26 protein-coding genes and 1 pseudogene are annotated in these 26,703 nt (G+C 70.5%); 12 read left to right on the plus strand and 15 right to left on the minus strand.

Annotation, left to right across the window (positions count from 1 at the left end):
- Window positions 1-43: 43 nt before the first annotated feature.
- Entirely contained in the window at window positions 44-790 is a 747-nt protein-coding gene (locus tag BLT39_RS08745; RefSeq protein ID WP_091061922.1) for an SDR family NAD(P)-dependent oxidoreductase, read from the plus strand.
- A 27-nt stretch (window positions 791-817) separates the two neighbouring features.
- Here the strand turns inward: BLT39_RS08745 and BLT39_RS08750 are convergent, their stop codons facing one another.
- The 6 genes from BLT39_RS08750 to BLT39_RS08775 form a co-directional block, all read right to left on the minus strand.
- Entirely contained in the window at window positions 818-2,356 is a 1,539-nt protein-coding gene (locus BLT39_RS08750; protein WP_091061924.1) for a class I adenylate-forming enzyme family protein, read from the minus strand.
- 23 nt (window positions 2,357-2,379) lie between these two features.
- Entirely contained in the window at window positions 2,380-3,456 is a 1,077-nt protein-coding gene (locus tag BLT39_RS08755) for a 3,4-dihydroxy-2-butanone-4-phosphate synthase (protein WP_091061926.1), read from the minus strand.
- Window positions 3,453-3,767 carry a putative quinol monooxygenase gene (locus BLT39_RS08760; RefSeq protein WP_207507783.1) on the minus strand — a complete coding sequence of 105 codons (315 nt, stop codon included), beginning with the start codon at window positions 3,765-3,767 and terminating at the stop codon, window positions 3,453-3,455. Before BLT39_RS08760 ends, BLT39_RS08755 begins: the two co-directional genes overlap by 4 nt.
- A 116-nt stretch (window positions 3,768-3,883) precedes the next feature.
- Entirely contained in the window at window positions 3,884-5,065 is a 1,182-nt protein-coding gene (locus BLT39_RS08765; protein ID WP_091061929.1) for an acyl-CoA dehydrogenase family protein, read from the minus strand.
- Window positions 5,062-5,853 carry an enoyl-CoA hydratase/isomerase family protein gene (locus BLT39_RS08770; protein ID WP_091061931.1) on the minus strand — a complete coding sequence of 264 codons (792 nt, stop codon included), beginning with the start codon at window positions 5,851-5,853 and terminating at the stop codon, window positions 5,062-5,064. Before BLT39_RS08770 ends, BLT39_RS08765 begins: the two co-directional genes overlap by 4 nt.
- Window positions 5,854-5,976: 123 nt before the next feature.
- The gene (locus BLT39_RS08775; RefSeq protein ID WP_165640210.1) at window positions 5,977-7,770 is read right to left on the minus strand and encodes a sigma-54-dependent Fis family transcriptional regulator; all 1,794 of its coding nucleotides are present in this window, start codon (window positions 7,768-7,770) and stop codon (window positions 5,977-5,979) included.
- Window positions 7,771-8,256: 486 nt separating this feature from the next.
- On the opposite strand from BLT39_RS08775, the gene BLT39_RS08780 reads away from it, so the two are divergent.
- The gene (locus tag BLT39_RS08780) at window positions 8,257-9,108 is read left to right on the plus strand and encodes a mycofactocin-coupled SDR family oxidoreductase (protein ID WP_091062897.1); all 852 of its coding nucleotides are present in this window, start codon (window positions 8,257-8,259) and stop codon (window positions 9,106-9,108) included.
- A 42-nt stretch (window positions 9,109-9,150) separates the two neighbouring features.
- On the opposite strand, the gene BLT39_RS08785 is transcribed toward BLT39_RS08780, so the two are convergent.
- The 4 genes from BLT39_RS08785 to BLT39_RS08800 all read right to left on the minus strand — a co-directional run bounded on the left by BLT39_RS08785 (window position 9,151) and on the right by BLT39_RS08800 (window position 12,734).
- A complete protein-coding gene (locus BLT39_RS08785) occupies window positions 9,151-9,753 on the minus strand; it encodes a TetR/AcrR family transcriptional regulator (protein WP_207507785.1) in 603 nt (200 codons plus the stop codon).
- Window positions 9,754-9,824: 71 nt separating this feature from the next.
- Window positions 9,825-10,583, minus strand: coding sequence for an SDR family oxidoreductase (locus tag BLT39_RS08790; RefSeq protein WP_091061935.1), 759 nt, complete (start codon window positions 10,581-10,583; stop codon window positions 9,825-9,827).
- A complete protein-coding gene (locus BLT39_RS08795) occupies window positions 10,580-11,758 on the minus strand; it encodes a thiolase family protein (RefSeq protein ID WP_091061937.1) in 1,179 nt (392 codons plus the stop codon). Before BLT39_RS08795 ends, BLT39_RS08790 begins: the two co-directional genes overlap by 4 nt.
- Before the next feature lie 103 nt (window positions 11,759-11,861).
- Entirely contained in the window at window positions 11,862-12,734 is an 873-nt protein-coding gene (locus tag BLT39_RS08800) for a mycofactocin-coupled SDR family oxidoreductase (protein WP_278246958.1), read from the minus strand.
- 174 nt (window positions 12,735-12,908) lie between these two features.
- Between BLT39_RS08800 and BLT39_RS08805 the strand changes: the two genes are divergently transcribed.
- From BLT39_RS08805 to BLT39_RS08815, 3 genes are all read left to right on the plus strand, one after another.
- Complete coding sequence (locus tag BLT39_RS08805) at window positions 12,909-13,643, plus strand: SDR family NAD(P)-dependent oxidoreductase (RefSeq protein ID WP_242658266.1); 735 nt, start codon at window positions 12,909-12,911, stop codon at window positions 13,641-13,643.
- A gap of 29 nt (window positions 13,644-13,672) precedes the next feature.
- Window positions 13,673-14,392, plus strand: coding sequence for an SDR family NAD(P)-dependent oxidoreductase (locus tag BLT39_RS08810; protein WP_207507787.1), 720 nt, complete (start codon window positions 13,673-13,675; stop codon window positions 14,390-14,392).
- Window positions 14,393-14,454: 62 nt separating this feature from the next.
- Window positions 14,455-14,931, plus strand: a complete 477-nt coding sequence (locus BLT39_RS08815; RefSeq protein ID WP_091062901.1) for a MaoC family dehydratase — start codon at window positions 14,455-14,457, stop codon at window positions 14,929-14,931.
- Between the two features lie 55 nt (window positions 14,932-14,986).
- Here BLT39_RS08815 and BLT39_RS08820 read toward each other — a convergent pair whose 3' ends face one another.
- Entirely contained in the window at window positions 14,987-16,147 is a 1,161-nt protein-coding gene (locus tag BLT39_RS08820; protein ID WP_091061943.1) for an LLM class flavin-dependent oxidoreductase, read from the minus strand.
- A 402-nt stretch (window positions 16,148-16,549) separates the two neighbouring features.
- Here BLT39_RS08820 and BLT39_RS08825 point away from each other — a divergent pair, with 402 nt between their 5' ends.
- Window positions 16,550-16,828: a helix-turn-helix domain-containing protein gene (locus BLT39_RS08825; RefSeq protein WP_278246959.1), complete on the plus strand. Its 279-nt coding sequence runs from the start codon at window positions 16,550-16,552 to the stop codon at window positions 16,826-16,828.
- Between the two features lie 32 nt (window positions 16,829-16,860).
- Here the strand turns inward: BLT39_RS08825 and BLT39_RS08830 are convergent, their stop codons facing one another.
- From BLT39_RS08830 to BLT39_RS08845, 4 genes are read right to left on the minus strand one after another with little or no spacing between them, the layout of a single operon-like run.
- Window positions 16,861-17,577 carry a response regulator gene (locus tag BLT39_RS08830; RefSeq protein ID WP_091061947.1) on the minus strand — a complete coding sequence of 239 codons (717 nt, stop codon included), beginning with the start codon at window positions 17,575-17,577 and terminating at the stop codon, window positions 16,861-16,863.
- The gene (locus tag BLT39_RS08835; RefSeq protein ID WP_131801439.1) at window positions 17,574-18,767 is read right to left on the minus strand and encodes a sensor histidine kinase; all 1,194 of its coding nucleotides are present in this window, start codon (window positions 18,765-18,767) and stop codon (window positions 17,574-17,576) included. Before BLT39_RS08835 ends, BLT39_RS08830 begins: the two co-directional genes overlap by 4 nt.
- Before the next feature lie 40 nt (window positions 18,768-18,807).
- Window positions 18,808-20,220, minus strand: a complete 1,413-nt coding sequence (locus BLT39_RS08840) for a HupE/UreJ family protein (RefSeq protein WP_091061950.1) — start codon at window positions 20,218-20,220, stop codon at window positions 18,808-18,810.
- 1 nt (window position 20,221) lies between these two features.
- Complete coding sequence (locus BLT39_RS08845; protein ID WP_207507789.1) at window positions 20,222-21,457, minus strand: DUF3500 domain-containing protein; 1,236 nt, start codon at window positions 21,455-21,457, stop codon at window positions 20,222-20,224.
- Window positions 21,458-21,667: 210 nt separating this feature from the next.
- On the opposite strand from BLT39_RS08845, the gene BLT39_RS08850 reads away from it, so the two are divergent.
- The 6 genes and pseudogenes from BLT39_RS08850 (at window position 21,668) to BLT39_RS08875 (ending at window position 26,690) form a co-directional block, all read left to right on the plus strand.
- On the plus strand, window positions 21,668-22,183 hold the full coding sequence (locus BLT39_RS08850; RefSeq protein WP_091061952.1) for a hypothetical protein: 516 nt from the start codon (window positions 21,668-21,670) through the stop codon (window positions 22,181-22,183).
- Window positions 22,184-22,277: 94 nt separating this feature from the next.
- Window positions 22,278-23,366, plus strand: coding sequence for an FUSC family protein (locus tag BLT39_RS08855; RefSeq protein WP_165640211.1), 1,089 nt, complete (start codon window positions 22,278-22,280; stop codon window positions 23,364-23,366).
- A gap of 128 nt (window positions 23,367-23,494) precedes the next feature.
- Window positions 23,495-23,917 carry a MarR family winged helix-turn-helix transcriptional regulator gene (locus tag BLT39_RS08860; protein ID WP_165640212.1) on the plus strand — a complete coding sequence of 141 codons (423 nt, stop codon included), beginning with the start codon at window positions 23,495-23,497 and terminating at the stop codon, window positions 23,915-23,917.
- 97 nt (window positions 23,918-24,014) lie between these two features.
- Window positions 24,015-24,638, plus strand: a pseudogene (locus BLT39_RS23470) (non-oxidative hydroxyarylic acid decarboxylases subunit B).
- Window positions 24,635-26,155 carry a UbiD family decarboxylase gene (locus BLT39_RS08870; protein ID WP_091061958.1) on the plus strand — a complete coding sequence of 507 codons (1,521 nt, stop codon included), beginning with the start codon at window positions 24,635-24,637 and terminating at the stop codon, window positions 26,153-26,155. The pseudogene BLT39_RS23470 and the gene BLT39_RS08870 overlap by 4 nt, the downstream one beginning before the upstream one ends.
- A gap of 28 nt (window positions 26,156-26,183) precedes the next feature.
- Window positions 26,184-26,690: a pyridoxamine 5'-phosphate oxidase family protein gene (locus tag BLT39_RS08875; protein WP_131801440.1), complete on the plus strand. Its 507-nt coding sequence runs from the start codon at window positions 26,184-26,186 to the stop codon at window positions 26,688-26,690.
- Window positions 26,691-26,703 lie beyond the last annotated feature (13 nt).

The following is a 26,703-nucleotide window of genomic DNA, read 5'->3' on the forward strand; positions in this document are numbered from 1 at the left end:
AACTCGGACGACGCAGTTGGCAGTCGCGGGGGAAGGTCCACCCATGACAGGCACGGAGCGCGAGGGTCGGGTCGGGCTGGTCACCGGGGGCGCATCGGGGATCGGCGCCGCGTGCGCGGGGCAGCTCGCCCGCGCCGGCGTCCGGGTCGTGGTGGCCGATCTGCGCCTCGATGCGGCCAGGGCCACTGCCGCAACGGTCGACGGTGTCGCGGTCCAGGTCGACGTCTCGCAACCGGACTCGGTTGGCTCGATGGTGGCCCATGTCCGAGACCGGTTCGGTCGGCTGGACATCGCCGTCAACAACGCGGGTGTCGGTGTCCCGTCGAAGAAGCGCATCGCGGACATGTCCGATGATGACTGGCACACCGTGACCGCGGTGAACCTCGACGGGGTCTTCCACTGCCTCCGCGCCGAGTTGCCGCTGATGCTGCGGGCGCCCTCGGGTGGGTCGATCGTCAACGTCGCCTCGGTGATGGGTGCAGTGGGGACGATCGGCGGGGCCGCCTACGTGGCAGCCAAGCACGCGGTCGTGGGCCTGACACGGACCGCGGCGTTGGAGTACGCAGCCGACGGCATCCGGGTGAACGCCGTCGGTCCGGGTTTCGTCGACACCCCCTTGCTGGGGCACCAGGACGCTGCACTGCGCGAGCGGACGGCAGCGGCCCACCCGGTGGGGCGGCTGGCGACCGCCGAGGAGATCGCTGCCGTCGTGTGCTTCCTGGCATCGCCGGCTTCGTCGTTCGTGACCGGCGCGTTCTACCTGGCCGACGGGGGTTACACCGCGGTCTGACCGTGTCTGAGCACCGGGTCGTCCCCGTCAGTCCGCCGTGCTGTAGAGCCGCTTCAGCCAGGGCCGGTCGACCTTGTTGGTGGCCGTCCGCGGGATGCTGTCGACCACCTCGATTCGGCGAGGACGCTGGAGGCCGCGAAGGTTCGGGTCGTCGGCACACCAGGCGGCGATGTCCTCGGCCGTCGTCGCGGGGTGCACCGGCACGACGATGGCCGTCACCTGGCTGGACAACCGGTCGTGCGGTGTCCCGATCACGGCGACCTCAGCCACCAGGGGACAAACCACCAGAAAGCCCTCGACCATCTGGGGGAACACGTTCTCCCCACCGCTGATGATCATGTCGTCGGTGCGGTCGACGTAGTAGAGGAAGCCGTCCTCTGCGGTGCTGACAAGGTCGCTGGTGCGGAACCAGCCGTCGACGAACTTCTCCCTGTTGGCGGCCTCCAGCTGCCAGTAGCCGGGGGTGACCGTGTCCCCACGCACCCAGAGCTCCCCGACCTGGCCGTGCGCGGCCGTCAGCGCGGGCTCGGAATCAGGCACCACGACCCGGGTCTGGACGACCTGATGGAGCGGCCGGCCCAGGGACCCTTCTCGACGGTGTTCGTCCAACGGCTCGGTGACCGATACCCCGCTCTGCTCGGTCTGACCGTAGATGTTGACCGGTACGACACCGGTCAGCTCGGTGAGTTGACGAAGACGCTGCTGCGGGAGGGCGGAGCCGCCGATGGCGCACACCCGCAGCGCCGGCAGTGGGAACGGGCGGCCCCGCAGGTGGGCCAGTATGTCGGCCAGCATCGCGGGGACCAGCGCGGTGAAGGTGGGTCGCAGGTCCCGGGCGTCGTCGAGGTAGTCACCCACCGCCCACCGGCGCAGGGTGACGGCCCCGCCGGCGAGCAGCGTGGGCAGCGTGATCAGCTGGAGCCCGCCGACCTGGAACAGAGGCGTGCACACCAGGGCGTGGTCGTCCTCCGTGAGGGACCACGCATCGACGGCGGCCTCGGCTGCCGCAGCCGTGTTGCGGTGGGTCTGCCGTACCCCCTTGGGTCTGCCTGTCGATCCGCTGGTGTACATGAGCACCGCGTCGTCGTGGTCCAGGCGCGGAACGGGTCGCTGCACCGGTGACGACCGGTCGAGGACCTCCCGCCAGGACCGCACGCCGTGCCCGGTCGACCCGGTGACCCCTACTGCGACCACCGTCGGGGTGGGGAGGTCGGGACCCATGGCGTCCTCGAGCCTGGTCGCGTCCAGGACGGGGCAGACCACCAGCCGGACGCCGGCGTCGAGCGTCGTGTGGCGCAACGCCTCAGGGTGGAACAGATAGTTGTACGGGACGGCCACTGCGCCGACGCGCCAGATGCCCAGCAGCGCGACGAGCCACTCGACCTGGTTGTGCATCAGGATGCCGACGCGGTCCCCGGCCTGGATGCCTTCCGCCTGCAGTCCCCCGGCGAACCGGGCGGCGGCGACGTCGAGCTCGTCGTGCGTGAGCTCGGTCGAACCATGCCGGACGGCTATCCGGTGCGGAACGCGCCGAGCGACCTGGTTCAGCAGCGTCGCGGTGTTCACGGGCTGGCCTCCTCCCCCGGAGCTCAGCCGACCAGGCCGGTGGGCTGCGGGTGGGGAGTAGGCAGGCACCCTGCGGCATCCAGCGCGATGCGCACTCCGGGCTCGGCGCTGGCCAGCTCGACGCGGGCGATCCCGAGGTCGGCCAGCACGGCAACGACCACGTCCGCAGTGCTCGGCGCCGGCCGTGACCACTCCCCCATGCCCCAGGCGGTGAGCAGACCACCCGGCCGTCCGGAGACGACGACTCCCCCACCCCGCCTGCGGACCGATGCCAGGGCATCGTCGAGAACGCGTGCACACGGGCACGTCCGACGGGCACCCACGTCGTGCACGGCACACGGGGTGTGCACGTGCACCTCGACCGGTCCCCGGGCCGAGAGGTGCGGCTCGCCGAGCACGAAGGCCACCTGCTCGTCCCCTCCGGTGGGCGACCGGTAGGACACCACCCGGAACACCCCGTGGTCGGTGGGCAACCGCTCGTCCCGCACCCGCCTCACCACCGGGCCCTCGCGCAGCAGGTGCTCCATGAGGTCCGGGATGGTGACGTGCACGAGACCGTGCTCGACGGCGAAGGACGCCAGCTCGGCCCCGGTGGCCATCCGGGTGGGCTCCGACGGTGACACCACAGCGCAGAGGAGAGCCGCTGGTCGGCCGCCGCCCAGCCCGACGAGATCGACCGCGGCCTCCGCAGCACCCGCCCGGGCCAGCACCCCACCCGGGACCGCGCGCACCGGGACCACGTGGCCGGGGCGGGTGAAGTCCCCGGCCACCGCGTCAGCGTCGGCCAGCGCGGCGATCGTCCGGGCCCGGTCGGCGGCCGAAATGCCGGTCCCCTCCGCCGTCCGGTCCACCGTCACCCGGAAGTCCGGCGCGCCCCGGTCCTCGTCGCGAGCCACGGCCGGCAGGTCGAGGCGCTCGCAGTCCTCCCCGGTCAGCGCCACGCAGACGAACCCCGAGCTGTACCGGATCGCGAAGGAGACGAGGTGGGGGTCGATGTGCTCGGCCCGGGCCACGAGGTACCCGTCGCCGTCCGGGTCCTCCAGCACCACGGCTGCGCCGGCGCCCAGAGCCCGCCCGGCCGCTGCCGCGCGGTTGCTCACAGCTGACCCTGCTCAGCAGAACCCGCAGGCAGCGGCTCCAACAGTGTGGCGTCGAGCGGTTCCGCCAGCAGGCCGTCCAGCGCTGCTGCGAGTGCGGTGAACGCCGGCCCCGTGCCGTGTGCGCTCAGAGCTGGCGCGTCGACCCACTTCTCGACGACGACGAAGCCCGGTCGCCCACGGGTCACCCGATGGGCGGCGTAGAGCTCGCAACCCGCATCCTGCTCGTGGGTGGCTGCGACGGCGGCGATGAGCGCCGCCTGCACCTCGTCCTCACGCCCCGGAGCGGGCGTGAGGATCGCGATGACGACCACGGGTGAAGCGTGCGCCACGGGGAAGCTCCTCTCGGTCGAGGGACCCGACGGTCCCCCTCACAGGGTCTGCCCCACGCCTCCGGTCCGGGTGTCCCACATCGGGACAGCAGGCCGGCTCAGCTACGTGGGAGCCCGAGCACCCGCTCGCCGATGTAGTTCAGGACGCTCTCGTTGTTGATGGGGGCGATCTGGAGGATTCGGATCATCGGCCAGAGCGTGACGACGTCGGTCTCGAAGACGAAAGCCGAGCCACCGTGAACCTGGATGGCGGCCTCGCAGGCACTGAGAGCCGCGCGCGCGGCGAGCAGCTTGGCCATGTTGGCCTGGGCGCCCGCGTCCTGGCCGGAGTCGTAGGCGGCCGCGGCCGAGTACATGACCTGCCGAGCTGCCTCCATCTCGGCCTTGGCGAGCGCCAGCGGGTGCTGCACCGCCTGGTGGGAACCGATCGGCTGGCCAAAGGGAGCTCGTGTCCGGGCGTACTCGACGGCCTTCTGCAAGGCGTACTCCCCCAGCCCGAGCGCCCAGGCCGCGATCACCACCCGCTCCTGGTTCAAGACGCTCAGCAGGTGGTCGAACCCCTGCCCCTCCACCCCGATCAATGCATTGGGAGGCACGTCGACGTCGTCCAGGAAGACCTCGAACTGGTACTCGGGGGCGTGCCACTCGATGTCCAGCCGACGGAGCTCGATGCCTGGCGTGGACAGGTCCACCGCGAACAGCCCGAAGCCCCGCCGACGTCCGACCTCCTCGCCCGGCCCGGCCGTGCGGGCCAGCAGCAGGATGTGGTCGGACTCGTCGGCGGCCGAGATGTAGACCTTCTGGCCGTTGATGCGGTATCCACCCGAGGCCGTGCGCACCGCCGTGGTGCGGGCGGCGAAGGAGTTCGTACCAGCCTCGGGCTCGGTGACGCCCAGGCAGAACCGCCGCTCTCCGGTCATCGTGGTCAGCACGTGGTCCCGGATCTGGTCGGCGGTGCCGTACCGGAGGACGGCTTCCCGGGAGAAGGTCGTCAACGAGTACTGCAGCGGAGGGATGCCGGCGCGGGACAGCGACTCCATCACCGCCACGCACCCGGTGAGGCCGCCCCCGGCGCCCCCCATCGACTCGGGCACCCCGATGGCGAGGAGGTCGGCGGCCACGATGGCATCCCAGAGCTCGGGGGCGTGCTGCTTGTCCCTGGCGCGCTGGACGTACAAGGTGCGGGGGCAGGCGGCGGCGACCCCGTCGACGGCGTCGAAGACCGACCGCACCAGCTCGGCGCTGTCCGGGTGGACGGTGGGGCTGATGCCGATGGTCATGGAGTCTCCTGGGATCGGCCGAACCGGGGCGCGCGGCGTTCGGTGAAGGCGAGCGGTCCCTCCGTGGCGTCGGGCGAGGCGATGACGCGCCGGTTGACCGCGTCCTCCAGAGTAAAGGCGTTCTCGTTGGCCAGGGCGCGGACGGCGATCTCCTTCGCCGACCGGACGGCCAGCGGCCCGTTCCGGGCGATCCCGCGGGCGAGCTCCATCGCACGGGGCAGCACCTGTGGCGACGGGACGACCTCGTTGACCAGCCCGACCTCGTAGGCGCGCCGGGCGTCGATGTGGTCACCGGTCAGCAACAGCTGCATCGCCATCGCCCACGGCACCTGCTGAGGTAGACGGACATGGCTACCGCCTCCCGGGACCAGCCCCCACCGCACCTCGGGGAGGCCGAAGACCGCGTTCTCGGACGCGACCCGGAGATCCGTGCCCAGCAAGATCTCCAGGCCGCCGGCCACGCAAATCCCGTCGACGGCGGCGATCACCGGGGTGAACAGGTCGCTGAAGAAGCGCTTGGTCGGGTCGGGCACCAAGATCCCCAGCTCACCGGCGGACAGACGCGGGATCAGCTCTGCCAGGTCCCCGCCAGCGCAGAAGGCCCGCCCGCCGGCACCGGACAGCACCACAGCGAGGACGCCGTCGTCGGCCCGAGCGGCATCGGCGGCGTCGAACAGCTCGCCGATCATGGACACGGTCAGCGCGTTGTGCGCGGCGGGCCGGTCCAGGGTGATGACGGCGACCGAACCGTCGACGTCGTAGGTGACCCGACCGGTGTCGCCAGTCACCGGCAGGTAGGTACGACGTGGGACCGCATGGTCACCCTCCTCCGGGGTAGTCGGACTCCCTAATCGACGCTAGGACGTCGATCACCAGACCGGGTGTCCCACAATGCTGCAGCCCGCGCGGTCTCAGAACGTGGCAGCGCTGAGGTCCAGACCCAGTGCCCGCACCTTGCGGTACAGCGTCGACCGTGCGATTCCGAGTGCATCGGCGGCCTCGCGCTTGTTCCCTCCGGCAGCGTGCAGAGCCGACGTCAAAGCGTGCGCCTCGATCTGCTCGAGACCGGTCAGGGTGCGCCTGGACCCTCGGGCGCTGACCCCGCTGGGCAGATGATGAGTACCGACATCGGGGCTGGTGTGCCCCTCCAACGTCGCCCGGACGACGGCGACCAGGGAGTGCAGGTTCCCCGGCCAGGGCTGGCGGCGCAGGGTCTGCACGACCTCCGACGACCACCGCGGCGACCGCCCGGTCAGGTGGGTCGAGAGGGCGCGCAGCAGGTCCGGCAGGTCTTCGAGCCGGTCCCGTAACGGGGGCGCGACGAGCACTGGGCCGGGCCAGTCGACCAGGGTGCTCGGGAGCCCGTCGAGGTCGTGCGCACCGCCGGTGGCCGTGCCAATGACATGCGCACCCGGGTGCCTTGCAACCATCCGGGTGGTCGCCGCGGCTGCCTGGCCGTCGAGCAGGTCCAACCTCCGTAGGAGGACACGCCCCAACGGCGCGGCCGCGAAGACGTCGGCCAGTGCCCGCACCCAGTCGTCCCGGTGATCCGCGGCGTCCAGCTCCCGGAACGGGGCGTCCTCCCGTTGCAGGAGCGCCCGAGCAACTGTCGCCTTGCCGGTCCCGGGCTCACCGGTCAGCAGAACGGGTGCACCGACCTCGGCGCTGACCGCTGCGCGAAGCCTCCGGCACCACGCTGCCCACGCTGGGCCACGTCCGGCCAGTTGCGCCAAACCGTCCTTCTCTGCCGGCTCGTTCGTCGGCCGGGTGACCCGCGTGCGGGTCGCCGTGTCGGTGGGGGTCAGGCGGACGAGGGCACCCAGCGTGCGGGGGCCGTCCTCGACGGTGGTGACCTCCACCTGGACGGACTGGCCGTTGGCGAGGGTCAGGGCGTGCTTGCCGCCGACCCGCCCGTCACCGGCGATGCAGTGCGCAGCGAGCTCCCAGATGACCGACTGGTCACTGGCGTCCAGCAGGCGGGATGCAGCCGCGTTCGTGATGACCGTGGTCTCGTCCAGGCAGATCACCGGATGCCGCGCGTCCGCGGCCGAGCTGACGTAGGCCTCGAGGAGCAGCCGCTCCCGCCTCGAGACCTGTCCCAGCAGGGCCTGCTCGATGTCGGCCGCAAGTTCACGCACCCATGGCAGGAGCAGGGCGTGGGTGTCGTCGACGCCACAGGTCAGGTTGACGCTCCCGAGCAGGCGGCGGGTGACCGGATGCCGGATGGGTGCGCCGACGCTGGTCATGGACAACGCGCCAGTGGAGAAGTGCTCGTACCCCATCACGATCGTGGGGGCCCCGGTCTCAACGGCCACGCCACTGCTGTTGGTGCCGACGGCGACCTCGGCGATGCAGCTGCCCGGGATGACGTGCCGGGCATCCAGACGGCGAGCGAAGCGCCGATCCTCTACCCAGCGGCCCAGCAATCGTCCCTCCTGGTCGGTGAGGGTGATGCCCGCCCGCAGTTCGGCGAGGGTGGCCCTCCTCCGTTCGAGGACGGGCCGGGCCGCACGGGAGAGCTGCCCGTCGGGATCCGCACCGGTCGCGAGCCGCGGGAGGGCCCGCTCTGGGGACAGTCCGTGCATCAATGATCTGCGCCAGCTGGCGAGGATGACCGGACGGACAGCGGAGAGCGCGCCCCCGTCGACCCGTCCCCCCAGGAAGTCCTCGCGGGCCCGCTCGGCAACGGTCTGGTCCATGAGCATCCCAGGTCCTCCATCCGCCGACCACGCCGTCGGTCCGGACCTGTTCGCAGGCCCTGGCAGCAGCATCGCGTTCTACTGACAGGGTGTCAAGAGGATGGCGGCTCGCACCGCCACCCCTGCTCGATCAGGGGGTCAGCACCCCCATCTGGTCGGCTCCGAGCTCGGAGAAGTACTAGGGAGGCACCTGGGGTGCAAGCCCCGAACTGCGGATCGGATGGCCGCTGACTGGCGATGTCGATCGGTACCGACGCAGGCGTCGTTCGAGTACTCGGTCACCGAGCCCGTCGCCGAGTCCGCGCGTCCGATGCGCCCACCGGCGGTCTGCCGAACCATCAGCGGCGTCAGGCCGCCTGTGTTGTCTGAGACGCAACGGATCGCTGACCAGCACCGGGCCCGTCCCACGATGCGACACAGCCGTGAACTACATCACTCCTAGCGTCGGCCGGACAGAGCCGGGACCGTCCCGGTGCTGTGTTGGAGGCAGACGTGGGAAAGCTGAGCGGCCGGGTCGCACTGATCACCGGAGGAGCACGAGGACAGGGGCGGGCGCACGCCTTGGCCCTGGCTGCCGAAGGTGCCGACATCGCGATCCTGGACATCTGCGAGCAGATCGGCACCGTTCCCTACGACATGTCGAGGCCGGACGACCTCGCAGCCACCGTCCGCGACGTCGAGGCATTGGACCGCCGGGTGTCGGCCCACCAGGTGGACATGCGCGACGGGACCGCCGTACGGGCCGCCGTCCAGACGGTCATCGCGGAGCTGGGGTCGATCGATGTCCTGGTGGTCAACCATGGCATCTGGACCCGTGGTGCGTTGTGGGACCTGACCGAGGACGAGTGGCAGGACACCATCGACACGAACCTCACGGCGGTGTGGCAGGCACTCAAGGCCGTGGGTCCCCACATGGTGGACCGCAAGCGCGGCTCGATCGTGCTGACGTCCTCGGTCAACGGCATCGAAGGGCAGGCAGGCTCGGCGCACTACACCGCAGCCAAGCACGGAGTTCTCGGGCTGATGCGCTCGGCGGCCCTGGAGTTCGCTCCGTTTGGCATTCGGGTCAACGCCATCTGCCCGGGCTTCGTCGACACCGGCATGACCAACTGGCAGGGCTGCTACGACATGACCGGCGGGAAGCCCGGGTCGACCCGGGCCGAGCACGAACAGAACGCCCGGCACTGGCACGCCATCGGAGGGCTCATCCAGCCCGGGGAGATCAGCGGCGCGGTGGTGTGGTTGGCCTCCGACGACGCCTCACGGGTCACGGGTGTGGCTCTGCCGGTCGATGCCGGGCATCTCGTGCTCAGCACCTTCAACCCCGCCCCGACGCCGGCGTGAGCCTGCGGGCGTGGGCACCTTGGTGCCCACGCCCGCAGCCGGTCAGGGCGATGTTGCCCGCACGGCCGAGCCGACCGCGAGCAGACAGCTGCACAGAAGCGCGTGGACCTGCGGCTTGGTGAGCGCGCGCCGGTTCAGCCACTGGTCGCACGACCCCGACACCATGGCCTGGTAGGAGCGGATGGCGGCTCGGGCCGAAGGATCGTCGGGATCGAGCTCGACCAGCCCGAGCAGCCGGTCCTCCCACGCGACCAGGCTGTCGGTCAGGACGCCACCGACCTCCGGGTCACCCGGGTGCAACTGACTCGCCAGGAGCGCCCGGAAGGTCTCTGCGTTCTCCTCCACCAGGTCGAGCCACCGGCTCAGGACCTCCGCGACGCCCGTGCTCCCGTTCTCGACCGGTCCCAGCCGGAGCGGGAGGTGGGCGAACCGGGTCACCACCTCGACGTACAGATCGCGCTTGGTGCGGAAGTAGTAGTGCAGGTTGGTGCGTGTGGTGCCGGCGGCCTCGGCAAGTTCCCGGATGGACACCGACTCGTAAGGACTGCGGGCGAAGGCCTGCTGAGCAGCGGCGATGATGCGGTCGCGCCGGTCGTCGTGCTCCAGTCGTTCGCGACGCGGTAGGGAGACCTCCGGTGTGCTCACGCCCGCACGGTAGCCAGGCCCGCTCGACGTCGGCCCGGTCGTTGCCCGCGCGGCCGGACCGGCCGCACGCCTCACATCGCGATCCCACCGTCGACGGGCAGCACCACACCGGTGATGTAGCCGGCCTCCGCACTGGCCAGGAACGCGACGGCAGCCGCCATCTCCTCGGGCTCGGCGAACCGGCCCAACGGGACCGACGCCGTCATGGCCGCGAGCTTGTCAGCAGGCACCGCAGCGACCATGGCGGTCGCGGCGTTGGGCGAGATGGCGTTGACCGTGATGCCGAAACGCGCAACCTCCTTGGCCACGGTCTTCGTGAAGGCGATGATCCCGCCCTTGGCTGCGGCGTAGTTGGCCTGCCCCACGTTGCCGTGCATCCCCGTGTAGCTGGTCACGTTCACGACCCGCCCACGACCCGCCCCCCGCATGTGGGGGACGACGGCTCTGGTGACGGCGAACGTCCCACCCAGGTGCACGTCCAGCACCGCCTGCCAGTCGGCCGGCGTCATCTTCCATACGACCGTGTCTCGGGTGATCCCGGCGTTGTTCACCGCGACGTCCACCGACCCCGACCAGCGCACGACCTCGTCGACGACAGCGGCGACAGCCTCGGCGTCCGAGACGTCGACGGCGTGGGTCGACACTCGGTCCCCGGCATCGGACCAGGACGAGGCCAACTGGGCGGCGTCCCGGTCCAGCACCGCGACGTGCGCGCCTGCCTCGTGGAACAGGGCAGCGATCCCCCGCCCGATGCCCTGAGCCCCACCGGTGACCAGGACCGTCTGCCCGGTGAAGTCGAAGCGGACGTTCCCCGCCTGCTGGCCGCTCACAGCCGCTCGATGAGGGTCGCGTTGGCCATGCCGCCGCCTTCGCACATCGTCTGCAGCCCGTACCGCCCGCCGGTGGCCTCGAGGTGGTTGACCAGGCTCGTCAGCAACCGGGTACCCGAGGCACCCAGAGCGTGCCCGAGGGCAATCGCACCCCCGGCGGGGTTGAGCCGATCGGGGTCGGCGCCGAACTCAGCTGCCCAGGCGAGCGGCACGGGGGCGAAGGCTTCGTTGACCTCATAGGCGTCGATGTCATCGATGGACAGCCCCGACCGCTCGAGCAACTTGTGGGTCGCCGGGATGACCCCGGTCAACATGAAGAGCGGGTCGCTTCCGGCAACGGCGAAGTTCGTGAAGCGCGCCCGGGGACGCAGACCCAGTGCCGACGCCCGTTCCTCGCTCATGATGAGGACGGCGGACGCGCCGTCGGTGAGGGGCGAGGAGTTGCCCGGGGTGATCCGCCATTCGATCTGCGGGAACCGACGGGCCATCTCCTCGGTGTTGAAGGAGGGGCGCAGAGCACCGAGCGTCTCGGTGGTCGTCGTGGGCCGGACGGTCTGGTCGGTTGAGTGCACCGAACCGTCGGACAGGGTCACCGGGACGATCTGGTCGGTCAACGCCCCCGACGCCGCAGCCTCGGCGGCGAGCCGGTGCGACCGCGCCGAGTACTCGTCCAAGACCTCACGGGAGAGGCCCCACTTGTCGGCGATGAGCTCGGCCGACACCCCCTGGTTGACCAGACCCTCGGGCCACCTGTGCTCCAGGGGGGTGGTGGGATGCCCGCCGTGGGAGCTGGCACCCATCGGCACCCGACTCATCGACTCGACCCCGCAGGCGACCACGACGTCGTAGGCACCGGCCATCACGCCCTGGGCCGCGAAGTGGGCGGCCTGCTGGCTGGACCCGCACTGCCTGTCCACGGTCGTGCCGGGTACGGACTCCGGCATGCCGGCCGCGAGCAGCGCCGTCCGGGCGATGTTCAGGGTCTGGTCCCCGACCTGCGACACACAGCCGGCGATCACGTCGTCGACGGTGGCCGGGTCGATACCAGTCCGCTTCAGGAGGGCCTGCAGTGTCTGCGCGAGCAGGTCGGCCGGGTGGACCTCGGACAACGCTCCCCCAGGCTTGCCCCTGCCGGAGGGGGTGCGGACGGCATCGACGACGACAGCGGAGTTCACAGGTGCTCCCAGCGGTGGTGGACTGCGGTGACGCTCATGGTGGGCAGCCGCGGCCGGCCCCCGGTGTCGCACTTCGCGACGACCGGGGCGCCGGCCCGGAGCACTACTTCAGGACGGTCCCGGCGTCGATGGGCAGCGGCACACCGGTGACGTAGCGGGCCTCGTCGGAGGCCAGCCACAGCAGCGCGTTGCTGACGTCGACCGGGTCCACCCACGGGATGGGCAGCGCGTTCAGGGACTGCGAGATCGGCTCGAAGTCCTCCTTGGTGGCCTCGGCGTTTCCCGTGAACAGCTCGTACGTCGCCTGGTTCTGGATCATGGGGGTGTCGACTTGGGTCGGGTGCAGGCTGTTGACCCGGATCCGGTGGGGGGCCAGTTCGACGGCAAGGGTCTTCATCAGGCCCACGACGCCGTGCTTGGCGGAGACGTAGTGCGCGATGTTGGCGTAGGCCTTGAGACCGGCCGCCGACGACGTGAGCACCAGTGCACCCCCGCGTCCGCCCTCGATGAGGTGCGGGATCGTCGCCTTGGCGGTGTGCCACACCCCGGTGAGGTTGATGTCGATCATCGTCTGCCACACCTCCTCGTCCAGTTCGTGGGTGAGGTGCGGCAATGAGGCGATCCCCGCGTTGGCGCTGACGATGTCGAGGCGGCCGAGCTCCGCGACGCCGGCGTCCACGGCTGCCTTGATGCCGGCGTAATCACGGACGTCGGCCTTCGTCGCCACGATTCGGCGATCCAGGGCCTCGACAGCAGCCACCGTCTCGGCGAGGTCGGCGTCGCTGGCTCCGGGGGTGCCGGTCCCGGGGATCGCCTCGTTGAGGTCGACCGCGATGATGTCGGCACCCTCCTGTGCGAGCCGGATGGCGTGGCTGCGGCCCTGCCCCCGCGCTGCTCCGGTGATGAAGGCGACCTTGCCCTCGACACGTCCAGCCATGATGACCTCTTCCTCGTCGTCTACGCCGTGGGGTGGCACGCCAGTCGGTCGCGCCCGGCTGTGCACAGCCGACCACCGCTGGCCGCCCGGGCACTGTCGCGTAACGCGACAGTGCCTTTCCGACAGCGCCGAGACACTCACGAGGTCCGCGCGGGCAGTCCGCACGACCGGTGGGAGGGGTACAGGGTGCAGGTAGCTGGTGGCGTCGCACTGGTGACCGGGGCAGCGTCGGGTCTGGGACTAGCCACGGCGCAACGCCTGCACGAGCACGGAGCAGCTGTCGTGCTGCTGGACCTCCCGTCGTCGGCCGGGGGGCAGGCCGCAGCCTCTCTCGGCAACCGCGCCACCTTCGTCGCTGCGGACGTCCGCGATGAGGACCAGGTCGCTGCAGCGGTCGAGGCCTCGCGCGAGCTGGGCGACCTCAGAGTGGTCGTCAACTGCGCGGGGGTCGGGGACCCCGCCAGGACCGTGACACGGTCCGGCCCGGTCGACCTCGCCCGTTTCCGGCGGGTGGTGGAGATCAACCTCATCGGCACCTTCAACGTCGCCCGGCTGGCCGCAGCGGCCATGGTCGAGGCTCCGCTGCTCGGCGACGAGCGCGGGGTCATCGTCAACACGGCGTCCGTGGCCGCATTCGACGGTCAGATCGGGCAGACCTCCTACTCCGCCTCCAAGGGAGGCATCGTCGGACTGACCCTCCCGCTGGCTCGTGACCTGGCGCGCCACCAGATCCGGGTGATGACGATCGCGCCGGGGATGTTCGAGACGCCGATCCTGCGCGGACTCACGGACGAGGTCCGGGCTTCGCTGGCCGCGCAGGTCCCGCACCCGGCACGGTTGGGCCTGCCGGAGGAGTACGCCCACCTCGTCACATCGATCGTGGAGAACCCCATGCTCAACGGTGAGGTCATCCGTCTCGACGGGGCCATCCGGATGGCCCCGCAGTGAGCACGCCGCAGCTCCACCGTCGGTCCGCAGTGGTCACCGGGGCCTCGCGAGGGATCGGCGAGGAGGTCGCGCGGCGCCTGGCCTCGGCCGGCTACGACCTGACCATCACCGCGCGGAGCACAGACGCCCTCGCGGCACTTTCGGAGGAGCTGACCGACAGCCACCAGGTGCGGGTCGGCACCGTGTCCGCCGACATGGCGGTGGAGGACGACGTCCGGTCCATCGCCGCAGCCCACCGGGATGCACATGGCAGCCTCGACGTCCTGGTCCTCAACGCCGGGATGGGTGCGATCGGGCCGGTGGCCGACTACCCCGTGCGACGGCTGGACAAGATGTTCGACATCAACGTCCGCTCGGCCTTCGTCCTCATCCAGGAGCTGCTGCCGCTCCTGACGGCTTCCGGGGCGTCGAGCCCGCTCGGCGGGAAGGTGCTCGCGGTGGCCTCGATGACCGGGATCGCAGGTGAACCTCTCAACTCCGCCTACGGGGCGACCAAGGCCGCCTTGATCAGCCTGTGCGAGACCCTGAACACCGAGCACGCCCTGGAGGGGGTCACCGCGACGGCCGTGTGCCCCGGCTACGTGGCCACGGCGATGACCCAAGGCCTGGCCGAGACCGTCCCGCTGGACACGATGCTGCCGGTCGCCGACGTCGCGACAGCGCTCATGGCGCTGACCACGATCACGAGCAGGACCGTCGTCCCGCAGCTCGTCCTCACCCGTCCCGGGCCTCACCTGTGGCGAGCATGAGCAGGTTCCCTGTCCCGTAGCGCGACATCCGGGTGGCAGCAGCCGTCCCTAGCGTGCGGGACATGAACGTCCCAGCCGCTCCCAGATCCTTCACCACCGTCGCCGGCCTGAGGGACGCGGTCGGCTCGCCCTTGGGCCACAGCTCGTGGCTGCAGATCGACCAGGCGCGCATCAACGCCTTCGCCGCCGCGACCGGGGACGACCAATGGATCCACGTCGATCCCGAGCGTGCCGCCGCGGGCCCGTTCGGCAGGACCATCGCCCACGGCTGGCTGACCGCGTCGCTGCTCTCCGGATTGGCCGCCGAGGTGTACCGCGTCGACGGGGCATCGATGGCGGTGAACTACGGATCGGACAAGATCCGCTTCCTGTCCCCGGTCCCTGTCGACTCAAGGATCCGGGTGATCGCCGAGCTGGCGGCCGTCGTCCCCGTTGACGACGGCTGCCGCATCACGGCCCGGCTCACGGCGGAGATCGAGGGTGGGGACCGACCGGCCTGCGTGGCCGACATCGTCACCGTCTGGCGCGGCCTGGCCTGAACCCGATGAGGGTGGACCGGCCGCAGCCGGTCCACCCTCATCGCGCTGGGGTTCGTCAGGCGCTGGCGCGCGCTGCCCGCTCGGCCTCGAACCGCGCCTGCGCCTCGGCCTGCCCGGCCGAGGTCGCCTTGGCCCCTGCACCGTCGCTGTTCACGGTCTCGTCGAAGCCGCGCTGCCGGCGGGCCTTGGAGCCGTTGAACTCGGGCATGACCTGCTCGGCGATCAGTTCCATGCTGCGCAGGCTGTTGGGCACGTTCGCCCACTCACCGTGCAGGACCAGCAGCTTCCCGAACCCGCCGGACTTCTCCTGCATCCGCTTGACCTGGGCGACGGCCATCTCGGGCGTGCCGATGACGCCGAACCCGGTGGAGTTGATGCCGTCGATCAGCAGGTCGACGTCGTCGACCTCCTGCATACCCGGGCTGACGTGGGAGAGGTAGTTCATCAGGTACAGCAGGCCGTGCCGGGCGTTCTCCCGGGCCTTCTCCTCGGTCTCGGCGATGTGCATCGGGCACGTCAACCGCCAGTTGCGACGGTCCACCGTCTGGCCGTTCTCCGCCGCGATCTGCTCGGCGATGCCCCAGTGCTCCTGCAGCTTCTCGGCCCCGGCCGGGTCGGTCGCGGCCAGGGAGAGGATCCCGGCGCCGTACTTGCCGGCCAGCTTCGGCCCGGTCGGGGAGACCGTCGCCGTCACGGCAGTCTGGATGTCGGAGTAGGGGGCGATCTGGATGTAGGCGCGGTCGAGGTCGTACCAGTCGGTCTTCTCCGTCACCGTCTCCCCGGCGAGCAGGCGGGTGATGACGTCGAAGGCCTGCTCCATCTTGCGCCGGTTGTCGATCGGGTCGATGCCGATCGATCGCGAGTCGTCGACCAGCTGGCCGGGGCCCGCGCCGAAGACCATGCGCCCCTTCGTCAGGTGGTCGAGCAGCACCAGCCGGTCCGCCAGGATGAACGGGTTGTGGTAGGGCAGGGACACGACACCGAGCCCCAGCTTGATGCGCGTGGTCCGCTGTGCTGCGGCGGCGAGGAACATCAGCGGGTCCGAGACAATCTCGACACCGCCGGAGTGGTGCTCGCCCATCCAGAACTCGGAGAAGCCGAGCTTGTCCATCGCGACGCACAGCTCGAGGTCCTGCTCGATGGCGTAGTGAGCATCTGTGTCCACGCGGTGCCACGGGGCGAGGAACGCCCCGAACTCGACAGTGGGGTACGTCATGGGTGTCCTCCGGGGTGCGCGCGGTCTCAGCACGAGCACCGTAGAGACGCAGGACACATGCGCTCTGTCCCATTGCGCTACACGGGTGCGTGGAGATGACCTCGCTGCTGACCGTCAGCCCACGCTGCGGACCCGGCCACCGGCTTGGTTATCCGGGACCGAGGGCCAGCGCAGCGCCCTCCGGAGGAACCCCAGCTGGCCCGTGGCAGCAGGTGACCCTGGACGCGACCCCACGCACCCTGGCCGACATGGCCACCCACTCCGCCTGGTGGTTCGACGTGCTCCGCACCCAACCGCTTGATTTCGCCTCCCTGCGGCGCTTCTCCGGCACCGTCGAACAGCTCATCGCCGCGATGTTCGACCCCTCGCCACCGCCGAGGACCTCACCTGGCTGCGCGACCAGTGGCCCGGCAAGCTCGTGGTCAGAGGTGTGCAGAGCCTCGAGGGCGCCGTCGCCCTGCGGAATGGGCCACCCTGATCGAACGCGAACGCGAGATGGTCGTCTTCGCCGCCCGCGGCCTGGCCAACGAGGACATCGCCGATCGACTGTTCCTGTCCCCACTCATCGTCAAGACCCATCTGAACCGCGCCATGGCCAAGCTCGGTGTTCGCGATCGCGCCCAGCTGGTGGTGCTGGCCTGGCAGAGCAGTCTCGTCCGCGCCGGTGACCTTCCGAGCTGACGAGACCGCCGATCTGCATTCCGCCCACTCAATCAATTGGGTGTGCTCGGTCGACGCATCCGGGGATGGACCAGCCCACTGCGGTAGGCCAAGACGACCAATTGCGCACGGTCACGGGCGCCGACCTTCGCCATCGCGCGGTTGACGTGGGTCTTGACCGTCAGTGGGGACAAGACGAGCTCAGCGGCGATCTCGTCGTTGCTAGCGCCCAGAGCCACCCAGGTGGCTAACTCGAGTTCGCGTTGGGTGAGCTGGCTGAACGCCGCCGCGGCGGCGCGGTGGTCCTCATCGGGGGCTTCGCCGGCCTGACCGGCACCGAGGACGTAGCCCTCCACCAGTGCCCGGGTGGCACGCGGGGACAACAGCGCCTCCCCGGCGGCCACGACGCGCACGGCTTCGAGCAGCTCGACGGGCTCGGCGCCTTTCCCGACGAAGCCGCTGGCCCCCGCCCGCAGCGCGAGCAGCACGTTGCGGTCGTCCTCGAACGTGGTCAGCACGACAACCCGGACCCCGGCGAGGTCGGGGGTCGCGGTGATGGCCCGGGTGGCGGCGATGCCGTCGAGCACAGGCATACGCAGGTCCATCAAGACGATGTCGGGCCGGTGCAGCGCGGCCAGCCGGATGGCGTCCTCACCATCGTCCGCTTGGGCAACGACGGCGATATCCGGAGCGCTGGACAGCATCGCCGCGACACCGGAGCGGATGAGCGATTGATCGTCGACGAGCAGGACGCGGATAGGGGTGGTCACGACCGGACTTCCCGGTGGGTGGGCAGGCGCACCTGCACCGTGAACAGACCGCCCTCGTCGGGTCCTGCGCTAAGCTCCGCGCCGACCAGGGCAGCCCGTTCCCGCATACCCACCAGGCCATGTCCTGCGCCTTCCCTGGCCGCGGTCCGGTCGCTGGGGGCGACGGGGTTGGTGATGGCGATGGTCACCGCGCCCGGTCTGGCGTCGATGAGGAGCGCAGCGGTACCGGTTCCGTACTTGATGGCGTTGGTAAAGGCCTCCTGCACGATCCGGTACGCGGCGGCATTCGACATCTCGGGTAGCCCGAGCTCCGCGAGGCCGTCGGGCTTCCCGGTGACGGTGAGCTCCAGGCCGGCCGCTCGCACCGTGTTCATTAGCTCAGGCAGCCGGGCCAGCCCGGCAACTGGCTGAAGCTCACCGCCCTCCTCTGCATCGACATCGGCGGTCGTGGAGCGCAGCAGCCCGACGACCGCGCCGAGTTCGGTCAGGGCGGTGCGCCCGGAGGCACGGACCTGGGCGAGGGCGGCTCGGACCTGGTCACGGTCGGAGTCCAGGAGCTGTTCGGCTGCTCCGGCCTGGATGCCCATGACGGCGACATGGTGGGCGACGACGTCGTGGAGCTCGCGGGCGATGCGAAGGCGCTCGTCGGCGACTTGCAGTGCCGCCTCGTCGCGTTTGGTCTGCTCGGCCGCGGCGGCGCGTTCGGTTGCCGCGCGCAGCAACGCCCGCTGGGTGGACACCACCGCGCCGGCGCCGGTGAGCGCAGCCATCAACGCCACGGGGGCCAGCACTCGGCTGTCCCACCCGCCGGTGGCCGCATCGACAGCCAGGTAGGCCGCCACCGACACCGCCAGCAGGACGAGTGCGGCGCGCAGGGGTAGGCGGACGGCTGCGATGAACTGGGCGGTGAGGACAAGCAGGATCAACCCGGTCGGGGCGCCGGTGATCAGGTGCGCGACCAGGGCGACCGCCAGGCACACAGCGAGGGCCCAGTCCGGGTGCCGGCGGAGCGTCAGCAGGGCGACCAATCCGATGGCAGCCCCTGCCCACAGCAGCAGGGACCCGTCGCGGCCTGGACCTGCCGGCCCGCCGTCCGGGGCTGCGAGGGCCAGGGCGGTCAGGGCAGTCACGATCAACCCGTACCGCAGGTCCCGCCTACGGCCGGGGATGGTGTCCGGTGCCGAGGCCACCTGTAGCACGGTACGGCCGTCGTAGAGCCGGCTGAATTGATCACCGCGTCGCGCCGATCAGGTTTGCCTGTGACTCCGCCTGCGCGGCTGACCTGACGGGGCGGCGGCGCAGGAACGTCGCGGCGGCCAGCAGCCACAGTGCGGCCGCCAGCAATGGTGAGGCCGGGCCCAGGGCATCGGCTCCAGCGGCTAGCGGGGTGGGCACCCCGACCCGGTCGAGCAGCCAACCGGTGGCCGCGATGCCGGTCAGTACCGCAGCGGTGATCCGCAGCCGCGGGTAGAGCGAGGTCCGGGCCAGGATCACCAGCGGGGGCAAGACCAGGACGACCACGGCCAGCTGCATGAGTTCGATGCCGAGGTTAAATCCGAGCAGGGAACGCACCAGCTCCCAACCCGACAGGTTCAACTCGGTGAGCGTGCCGGCGAAGGCCAGCCCGTGCACCAACCCGAAGGCCCCGGCCACCAGCGGTTCGCGGCCGGGGAACAGCGGGCGGACAGCGTGCGCGGCGGCGACCAGGATGCTCAGTGCGATGGCGGCCTCCACGGCCTGACCAGGGACCGGCAGGCCCAGTGCGCCAGCGGCGAGGGTGACCGAGTGCCCAATGGTAAAAGCCAGGGTGGTGGCGGTGATCCTGCGGACCGCCTTGCCGGTGGTGACCGTGCCAGGCCAGCGGCCGGCTGCGGCCAGCAGCGGCGCGGGGAGCAGCAGGGTCAGCAAGAACAGCTGGTGGTCGGTGCCCTCGGCGATGTGGGAGATGCCGAGGGTGAGCATGCCCCCGAAGCCAGTAGCGGTGGCCGCAGCGCCGGCGTCGCTGGTGAGGTCCACGTGCAAGGCGGGGACGGTGCCGGTGATGGTGTCGGTGGTCACCACGCCTAGGGAGGTGGGCAGCGTGGTCCCTGCGGTGGCGCCGGTGCCGTCGCTGCGCAACAGCACGTAGATGTCGGCGGTGACCACCTGGTGCACGATCGCGTCCCACGCCAGATCGAAGCGGTGCACGTCGGTGCCGGCCGGCGGGGTGAGGACCAGGTCGGCAGTGATGGCTGCGAAGGTGCCGGTGCCGTACTGCTCGGTGTTCGTGGCGGCGACGTCGGTGAACGCGACGGCCCACGCGCCGGCGTCGGAGCTGACTTGGACGTGCTGGGTGAGGTAGGCCGCGACGGCCTCGGCTGTGACGGTGTCCAGCGTGACCCCCGCGCCGTCGGCGCCGGTCAGGGTCAGGCCGCTGGCGGTGGCCAGATCGCCGGCGGGCAGCAGCACCTCCCCGTCGATCTGATTCCCGTGCAGATCTAGCTGCACGACGGTGGAGGGGACCACGTGCGCCGAGGCCGGGCCGGTGGACAGGAACAGCAGGAGGGAGGAGAGCAAGACGGTGAGGGCGGCGAGCCGCCCGCGCATCCCGGTCCGGGCCCCGCGGCGGGGCCGGCGCGGGGTCCGGACCGGGGTGCTGGCCATCTCAGGAGGTCAGACCGGCGTAGTCGGACTGCTTGTCACGCCACACGGCGTGCGGGTGCGGGCCGTCCAGGACGATGCCGTTCTGCAGGGAGAACTCGATCCACACCGAGGGGCCGTCGATGCGGACGTAGTCCCCGACCTCGCTGACGGTGCTGTTCCCGGAGAAGGAGACGTAGGTGTCGTCCAGCTCGCCCTCGTACTTGGCCAGGATCGTGGCGGCGTCGGCGTCGTCGATGTCGTCGACGTAGGTGTTGATCGCTGCCAGCACGAGCGCCTTCTGGTCAGCGGTCAGGTCCGAGCCCTTCACGCCCTCGGAGGTCGTGGGGAACGCCCAGTCGTTGCCCGGGCCCAGCAGGATGTCGTTGAAGCTTTCCGACAGCTGGGCCGAGGCCAGCTGGGTGTCATCCAGCGAGCCCAGCAGTGCGGCGAACGCGGCCTGCTCCTGCTGCTCGGGCTGGACGGTGACACCGTCTTCCTCCACCGTGGTCAGCGGCTCGATTCCGCGGAAGGACGGGGTGGCGCCGCCCAGAGCGCCGTTGACGTAGGTGTTTGCCACCGCGAGGTGGTGACCGCCGAACTGCAGCTCCCAGGTACCGGAGTCGGTGGGCTCGCCGAGGAAGGCGATGAAGTAATTGCCGCGGCCGTAGTCGTCCCCGCCACCGTTGTCGGCGAGGTAGTCGTCGGCCGCCAGGTGCTGCATGATCTCGTCGAAGCCCTCGTTGGCCGAGCTGCCGGTGACCGCGCGCAGCAGGTTCTCCAGCGCCGTCCACTGCTCGTCGCTGAGGCTGTCGGTCTGCAGGCCCACGCGTCCGCCGCTGCCGATGCCGCCGGCACCGGACCCGCCGCCGGACCCACCACCCGGGGCCCCGCCGGGGCCGCCGCTGGGCATCTGACCGCTGGGCAGGGCACCGCCGCCGGGGCGGCCCCCGCCGGGGAACCCACCGGTACCGGCCAGCAGCGCGTTGGGGAAGTTGGACCAGTTGGTGGCGTTGTCGAAGGTGTAGTCCTGGTTCAGCGCCTCGCGCTGGTCATCGTCCAGGGTGGCCGCGAACGCCTCGGCCAGGGCGACGACGTCACCGGAGGCAGCAGTCGAACCGCTCGAGGCGGACGTCGCCGCCGACGACGTGGACGTGGAGGTGGAGTCGCTGGTGGTGTCGGAGCTGCAGCCGACCAGGCCCAGCGACATCAGCACGGCCGCGCTGGCGGCGATGGCGGTGGTGGGGAGACGGTTGTTCACGCCACCCAGCATGTGAGTCCCGCGCCCGGGCCGGCGTCATCCGCACGCAGGCTTCACCGAGCCGCGTACTGCGATCGCAGTACGCAAGATGCGCCGGAGCTGTGCGTCGCTGTCAGCACGCTGTGAGCACGTCGATCTGGGTCGTGGAAGCGGTGCGGCCGACCGATGAGCCTCGGAGTCCGCCCCACCCCTGACCCCCGGGAGAACCCCATGAGCAGCATCAGTGCCCTGTCCTCCACCTCGGCCGCGTGGGCTACCTCGCAGACCCAGCGCCCCGCAGGTCCCCCGCCCGACGGCGGGCCGGAGAAGACCAACGCCGCTGTCGCCGACCTGCTCGGCATCGACGCAGACACCCTCACGTCCCAGCTCGACAGCGGCAAGACCATGACCGAACTGGCCGAAGCAGCCGGCATCAGCAACGACGACCTGCTGGCCACCATCCAGGCCACCCTGCCCACCGACGCCCCCAGTGGCATGGCCACCGACATCGCCTCCGGAACGATCGGGCGCGGTGGGCACGCCGGCGGCCCCCCGCCCAAGCCGCCGGTGGATGCCCAGAGCGGCATCCAGGCCCTCTCCGACGCCTTCGGCATCACCACCGAGGACCTGCTTGCCCGCCTCACCGACGGCACCGGCATCCAGGACCTCCTCGACGCCAACCCCCAGATCGCCGCTCAGCTGTCCACCAGCCAGAACAAGGGTTCCCTAGTCGACGGCTACGCCTGAGTTCCCCACGGCGCTGTTGAGGCCACCGTTCGCATGATCTGCTGGTCGGATGCAGCGGCCATCCTCCGCCCGTAGCGCCCTGGGGGACCTCCTAGTGGTCACTCCGCAGTCCGGGCTCGCGCCCACTGCGGTCCGCGCGGGACTGTCCGTCGGCATCCCCGTGGCCGTGCTGGCCGCCGTGGGGCGCACCGATCTGGCCATCTATGCGACCTTCGGCGCCTTCACCGCCATCTACGGTCGGCGCCCACACGGCCCAGCCGATGTCGCAGTGCAGGCCCGCCATGCCGGCTACCTGGTCGCTGCGGTCGCTTGCGGCGCGCTGGTGGCCCTGAGCCCGGATCGGGTCTGGTGGGCGGTACCGGTCACTGGATTGTGGGCGGCGTTCGCCGCGTGGGCGTCAGACCGGCAGAGCTGGCGGCCGCCGGGGCCGCTGTTCTGCGTCTTCGCGGTCGGCGCGTGCTCCTCAGTTGCGCTCACGTCACTGGCCGGGTGGGCCACTGCTGTCCTGGTGGCCGCGGTGACCGCGGTCGTGGCGCTGGCGCTGAGCGGGGTCGGCCACCTGCTTCCGTACGGCAGGACCCCTGCAGCGGCACCGGCCGGTCCGGCCACCGCCACGGGCCAGACCGCGGCAGCCCAGGCCTCTGCGGAGCGGGTACGACACCGCCGGCGTGTTCAGGCCCTCCGGTGCGCTGCCGCGGTGATCGTGGCCGGGGCGGTGGGGAAGCTCATCGGTGACCACCCGTATTGGGCGATGGTGGCTGCGGTGGCACCGATGGGGGTGGTCAGCCTGCACGCTCAGCTGGTTCGGGGCGCTCATCGAGGACTGGGCACGCTGGCCGGTCTGGGTGTTGCGGCCCTGGCTTTGACGCTTCCACTGAACATCGTCGGCGTAGTCGTCGCAGTGGTGTGCCTGCAGGTGGTGACCGAGCTGGTGGTGACGCGCAACTACGGGGCGGCGATGTTGACCGTCACCCCGCTGGCGTTGCTGCTGGGGCAGCTGGCCCACCCGGTTCCGATCAGTCAGCTGCTGCTGGACCGAGGGCTGGAGACGGTCGCGGGAGTGCTGGTCGGCATCGCGGTCGTGATCATCACCCGGGATCGCTGGGCAGACCCGACTCTACGACGGGGTGACGCCGGCTGGCCCGCGTTACCCGGTCCAGAGCGAACGTCAACCGAGCAATGATCCAGGCCGGTTCCGACAACCGGGCTCAGCTGGTCCAGCAGCTTCGCCGCAGCGGCCCGGTTTATCACTGAATGCCTCTGCAACGGTCGTCCGCGGTCGTATTTACGTGCACAAACTATGATGGTCCCGTGACAGCAGCAGCACATGTCCACGGCGACGACGGGGCGATCTTCCATCTCATGCGCCGCGTGCTTCAGGGTCATACTGCCCTGTGGTCCGCCCAGCTTCCAGGGCTGACCAAGACGCAATGGACCGTCCTGCGAGAGGTGGTCGCCCACCCCGGACAGGATCTCGGCACGGTGGGCGCCCGGGTGGCCATCGACAAGGCCACGCTCACACCCTTGGTTGCCCGGATGGTGGACCGCGGATGGCTTCTCTACCTGGCAGATCCCGATGACAGGCGCCGTCGCCTGCTTGTGGCCACCAACGAGGGGCGCAGCACCGAGCAGCACGCGACTCCTCTCGTCCGCGAGGTCGACGATTCCGCCCTGCAGGCCCTCGAGCCGGCCCAGCGCGACCAGCTGCGCGGCCTCCTCGCTCGCTTGGCCTGATGGTCGTGCGACTCAGCTCACGACGATGATCCCGGGATCCGGGTGGACGCGAGAACACCGCCATGCCACATTGTTCGTATACGAACTAGGAGGCGTCGTGAGATTGATCGTTGGCATTACCGGGGCGACCGGAGCCCCACTGGGTGTGCGGCTGCTCGAACTGCTGCAGGACGTCCCGGACGTCGAGACCCATCTGGTCATGTCCCGCTGGGCGCGCACCACCATTGAGCTCGAGACGCCTTACACCGCACGGCAGGTCGCTGACCTGGCAGACATCTGCCACGGCACCGGTGACCAGGCAGCAGCCATCTCGTCAGGGTCGTTCAAGACCGCCGGGATGATCATCGCGCCTTGCAGCATGAAGACCCTGGCGGGCATCCGCACCGGTTACGCCGACAACCTGCTTGCCCGCGCCGCCGACGTCGTGCTGTAGGAACGCCGCCGCCTCGTCCTGGTCCCGCGGGAGACCCCGTTGTCGGAGATTCACCTGGACAACATGCTGGCCCTGACCCGGATGGGCGCGGTGATGGTCCCGCCCATGCCGGCCTTCTACAACCGTCCGGCCAGCATCGCCGACGTCGTCGACCACATCGCTATGCGTGTGCTCGACCAGTTCGACATCAGCGCCCCCACCACCTCGCCACGCTGGACTGGCCTCACCGATGCCCGCGAGCGTGACCTCGACATCAACCCGCTCGCCCACCTGGAGATGCAGCCATGAGCACCCCGTCCGATACCACCCCCATCACCGACCTACGCTCCGCACTCGACCGGTTGCGCGCCCACCCGGGGCAGCTCCTGGAGACCGACCACCCGGTGGACCCCATCGGCGAGCTGGCCGGGGTGTACCGGCGCGTCGGCGCAGGCGGCACCGTGGAGCGGCCGACCCAGATCGGGCCCGCCATGCTCTTCCACGATGTCACCGGCTACCCCGGATGGGATGTGCTCGTTGGTCTGACGGCCAGCCGTGAGCGCGTCGGCCTGCTGCTTGAGACCCCGCCGGACCAGCTGACTCAACGGTTCTGGCAGGCCCGGGAGAACGGCATCGAGCCGGTGGTGCTGCCCGAAGGCAGCAACGCCCCGTGCCAGGAGGTCGTCCACCGAGCAGACGAGGACGGCTTCGACCTGCGCGCGCTCGTGCCGGCCCCCACCAACACCGACCAGGACGCTGGCCCCTACTTCTGCATGGGCCTGGCGCTGGCCAGCGACCCCGACCTGGGCACCGACGTCACGATCCACCGGCTGTGCGTGCAGAGCGCCACCACCATGACGATCTTCTTCGCCCCCGGGCGCCACATCGACGAGTTCCGCAAGCGCGCCGAGGCCAAGGGGGAAGCCCTGGAGATCACCATCAACATGGGCCTGGACCCGGCGATCCACATCGGCGCCGAGTGGGAGGCCCCGACGACGCCCCTCGGGTACGACGAACTCCAGGTCGCCGGCGGCCTGCGCGGCACACCCGTGGAGCTCGTCCGCGGCGTCACGGTCCAGGAGAACGCGATCCCCCGAGCAGAAGTGGTCATCGAGGGACGCATCGTCCCCGGACGGCTGGAGGCCGAGGACCAGAACACTGGGACCGGGCACGCGATGCCAGAGTTCCCCGGGTACGACGGCCCGGCCAACCCCCAGCTGCCGGTCATCGAGGTCACGGCCGTCACCACCCGGCGCAACCCCATCCTGCAGACGTTGGTGGGGCCGGGTGAGGAACACGTGAGCCTCGCCGGCCTGCCGACCGAGGGCAGCATTTATCGGGCGCTCGAGGACGCCATGCCCGGCTTCTGCACAGCCGTGTACGCCCACCCGGCCGGCGGCGGGAAGTTCCTGGCCGTCATCCAGTGCCACAAGACCACCGCCTTCGACGATGGCCGCGCCCGCCAGGCCGCGATCCTCGCCCTCGGGGTCTACAGCGAACTGAAGAACGTCATCCTCATCGACGACGACGTCGCCATCCACGACACCGACGACGTGCTGTGGGCGATGACCACACGCATGCAGGGCGACGTCGACATCATCACTGTCCCGGGCATCGCCGGGCACGTCCTGGACCTCTCGCAGACCCCGGACTACAACCCGGCACTACCGGCCAAGGGCACCACCGCGAAGACCATCTTCGACGCCACCAAGCCCTTCCACCTGCAGGACGTCTTCGAACGCGCCCACTTCCGCGACGTCGACCCCCGCCCCTGGGCCCCCGACATGGGGCTCGGCGGAGCGCTCCACCCCAATCACACCGCCTGACCCGACCACACCCCACCAGGAGTTCACAGTGAGCACCGAGACCCTTCACCAGGTACCTCCCACCAGCACCACACCACCGCCGGCGGTGGTCGCCTTCCTCGACGGCGCCGACCTGGAGAACAAGGTGGGCACCGCCGTCGGCGTGCTCACCGCGGACGAGGACAGCTGGCCGCACCACGCCCAGCTCAGCGCAGGCGAAGTCCTGCTGGCCCACGACGGCGCCGTCGCGCTGCTGCTACACGACGGATCGGCAACGACCGGGAACCTCCGCCGCGACGGGCGCATCACCCTCGTCCTGGCGGCCGGGGGCGCCAACCACGAGATGAGGTTCCAGGTGGCCGAGCAGCCCGTGGAGACCGACCTGCCGCTGGCGGCCTTCACCGGGCACCTGCGCGTCGCTCGCGAGCACAAGGTTCCCTACGCGGAGATCACCAGCGGCGTCACCTATCGCCTGCACGATCCCGTGAGCGTCGTGTCGAGGTGGGAGCGACAGGTGGCCCTCCTGCGCGGCCTGCTGACGAGCCAGGAGAATTGACCGACGCCGGGCT

The organism is Klenkia brasiliensis, assembly GCF_900100695.1.
GTDB classification, from domain to species: domain Bacteria; phylum Actinomycetota; class Actinomycetes; order Mycobacteriales; family Geodermatophilaceae; genus Klenkia; species Klenkia brasiliensis.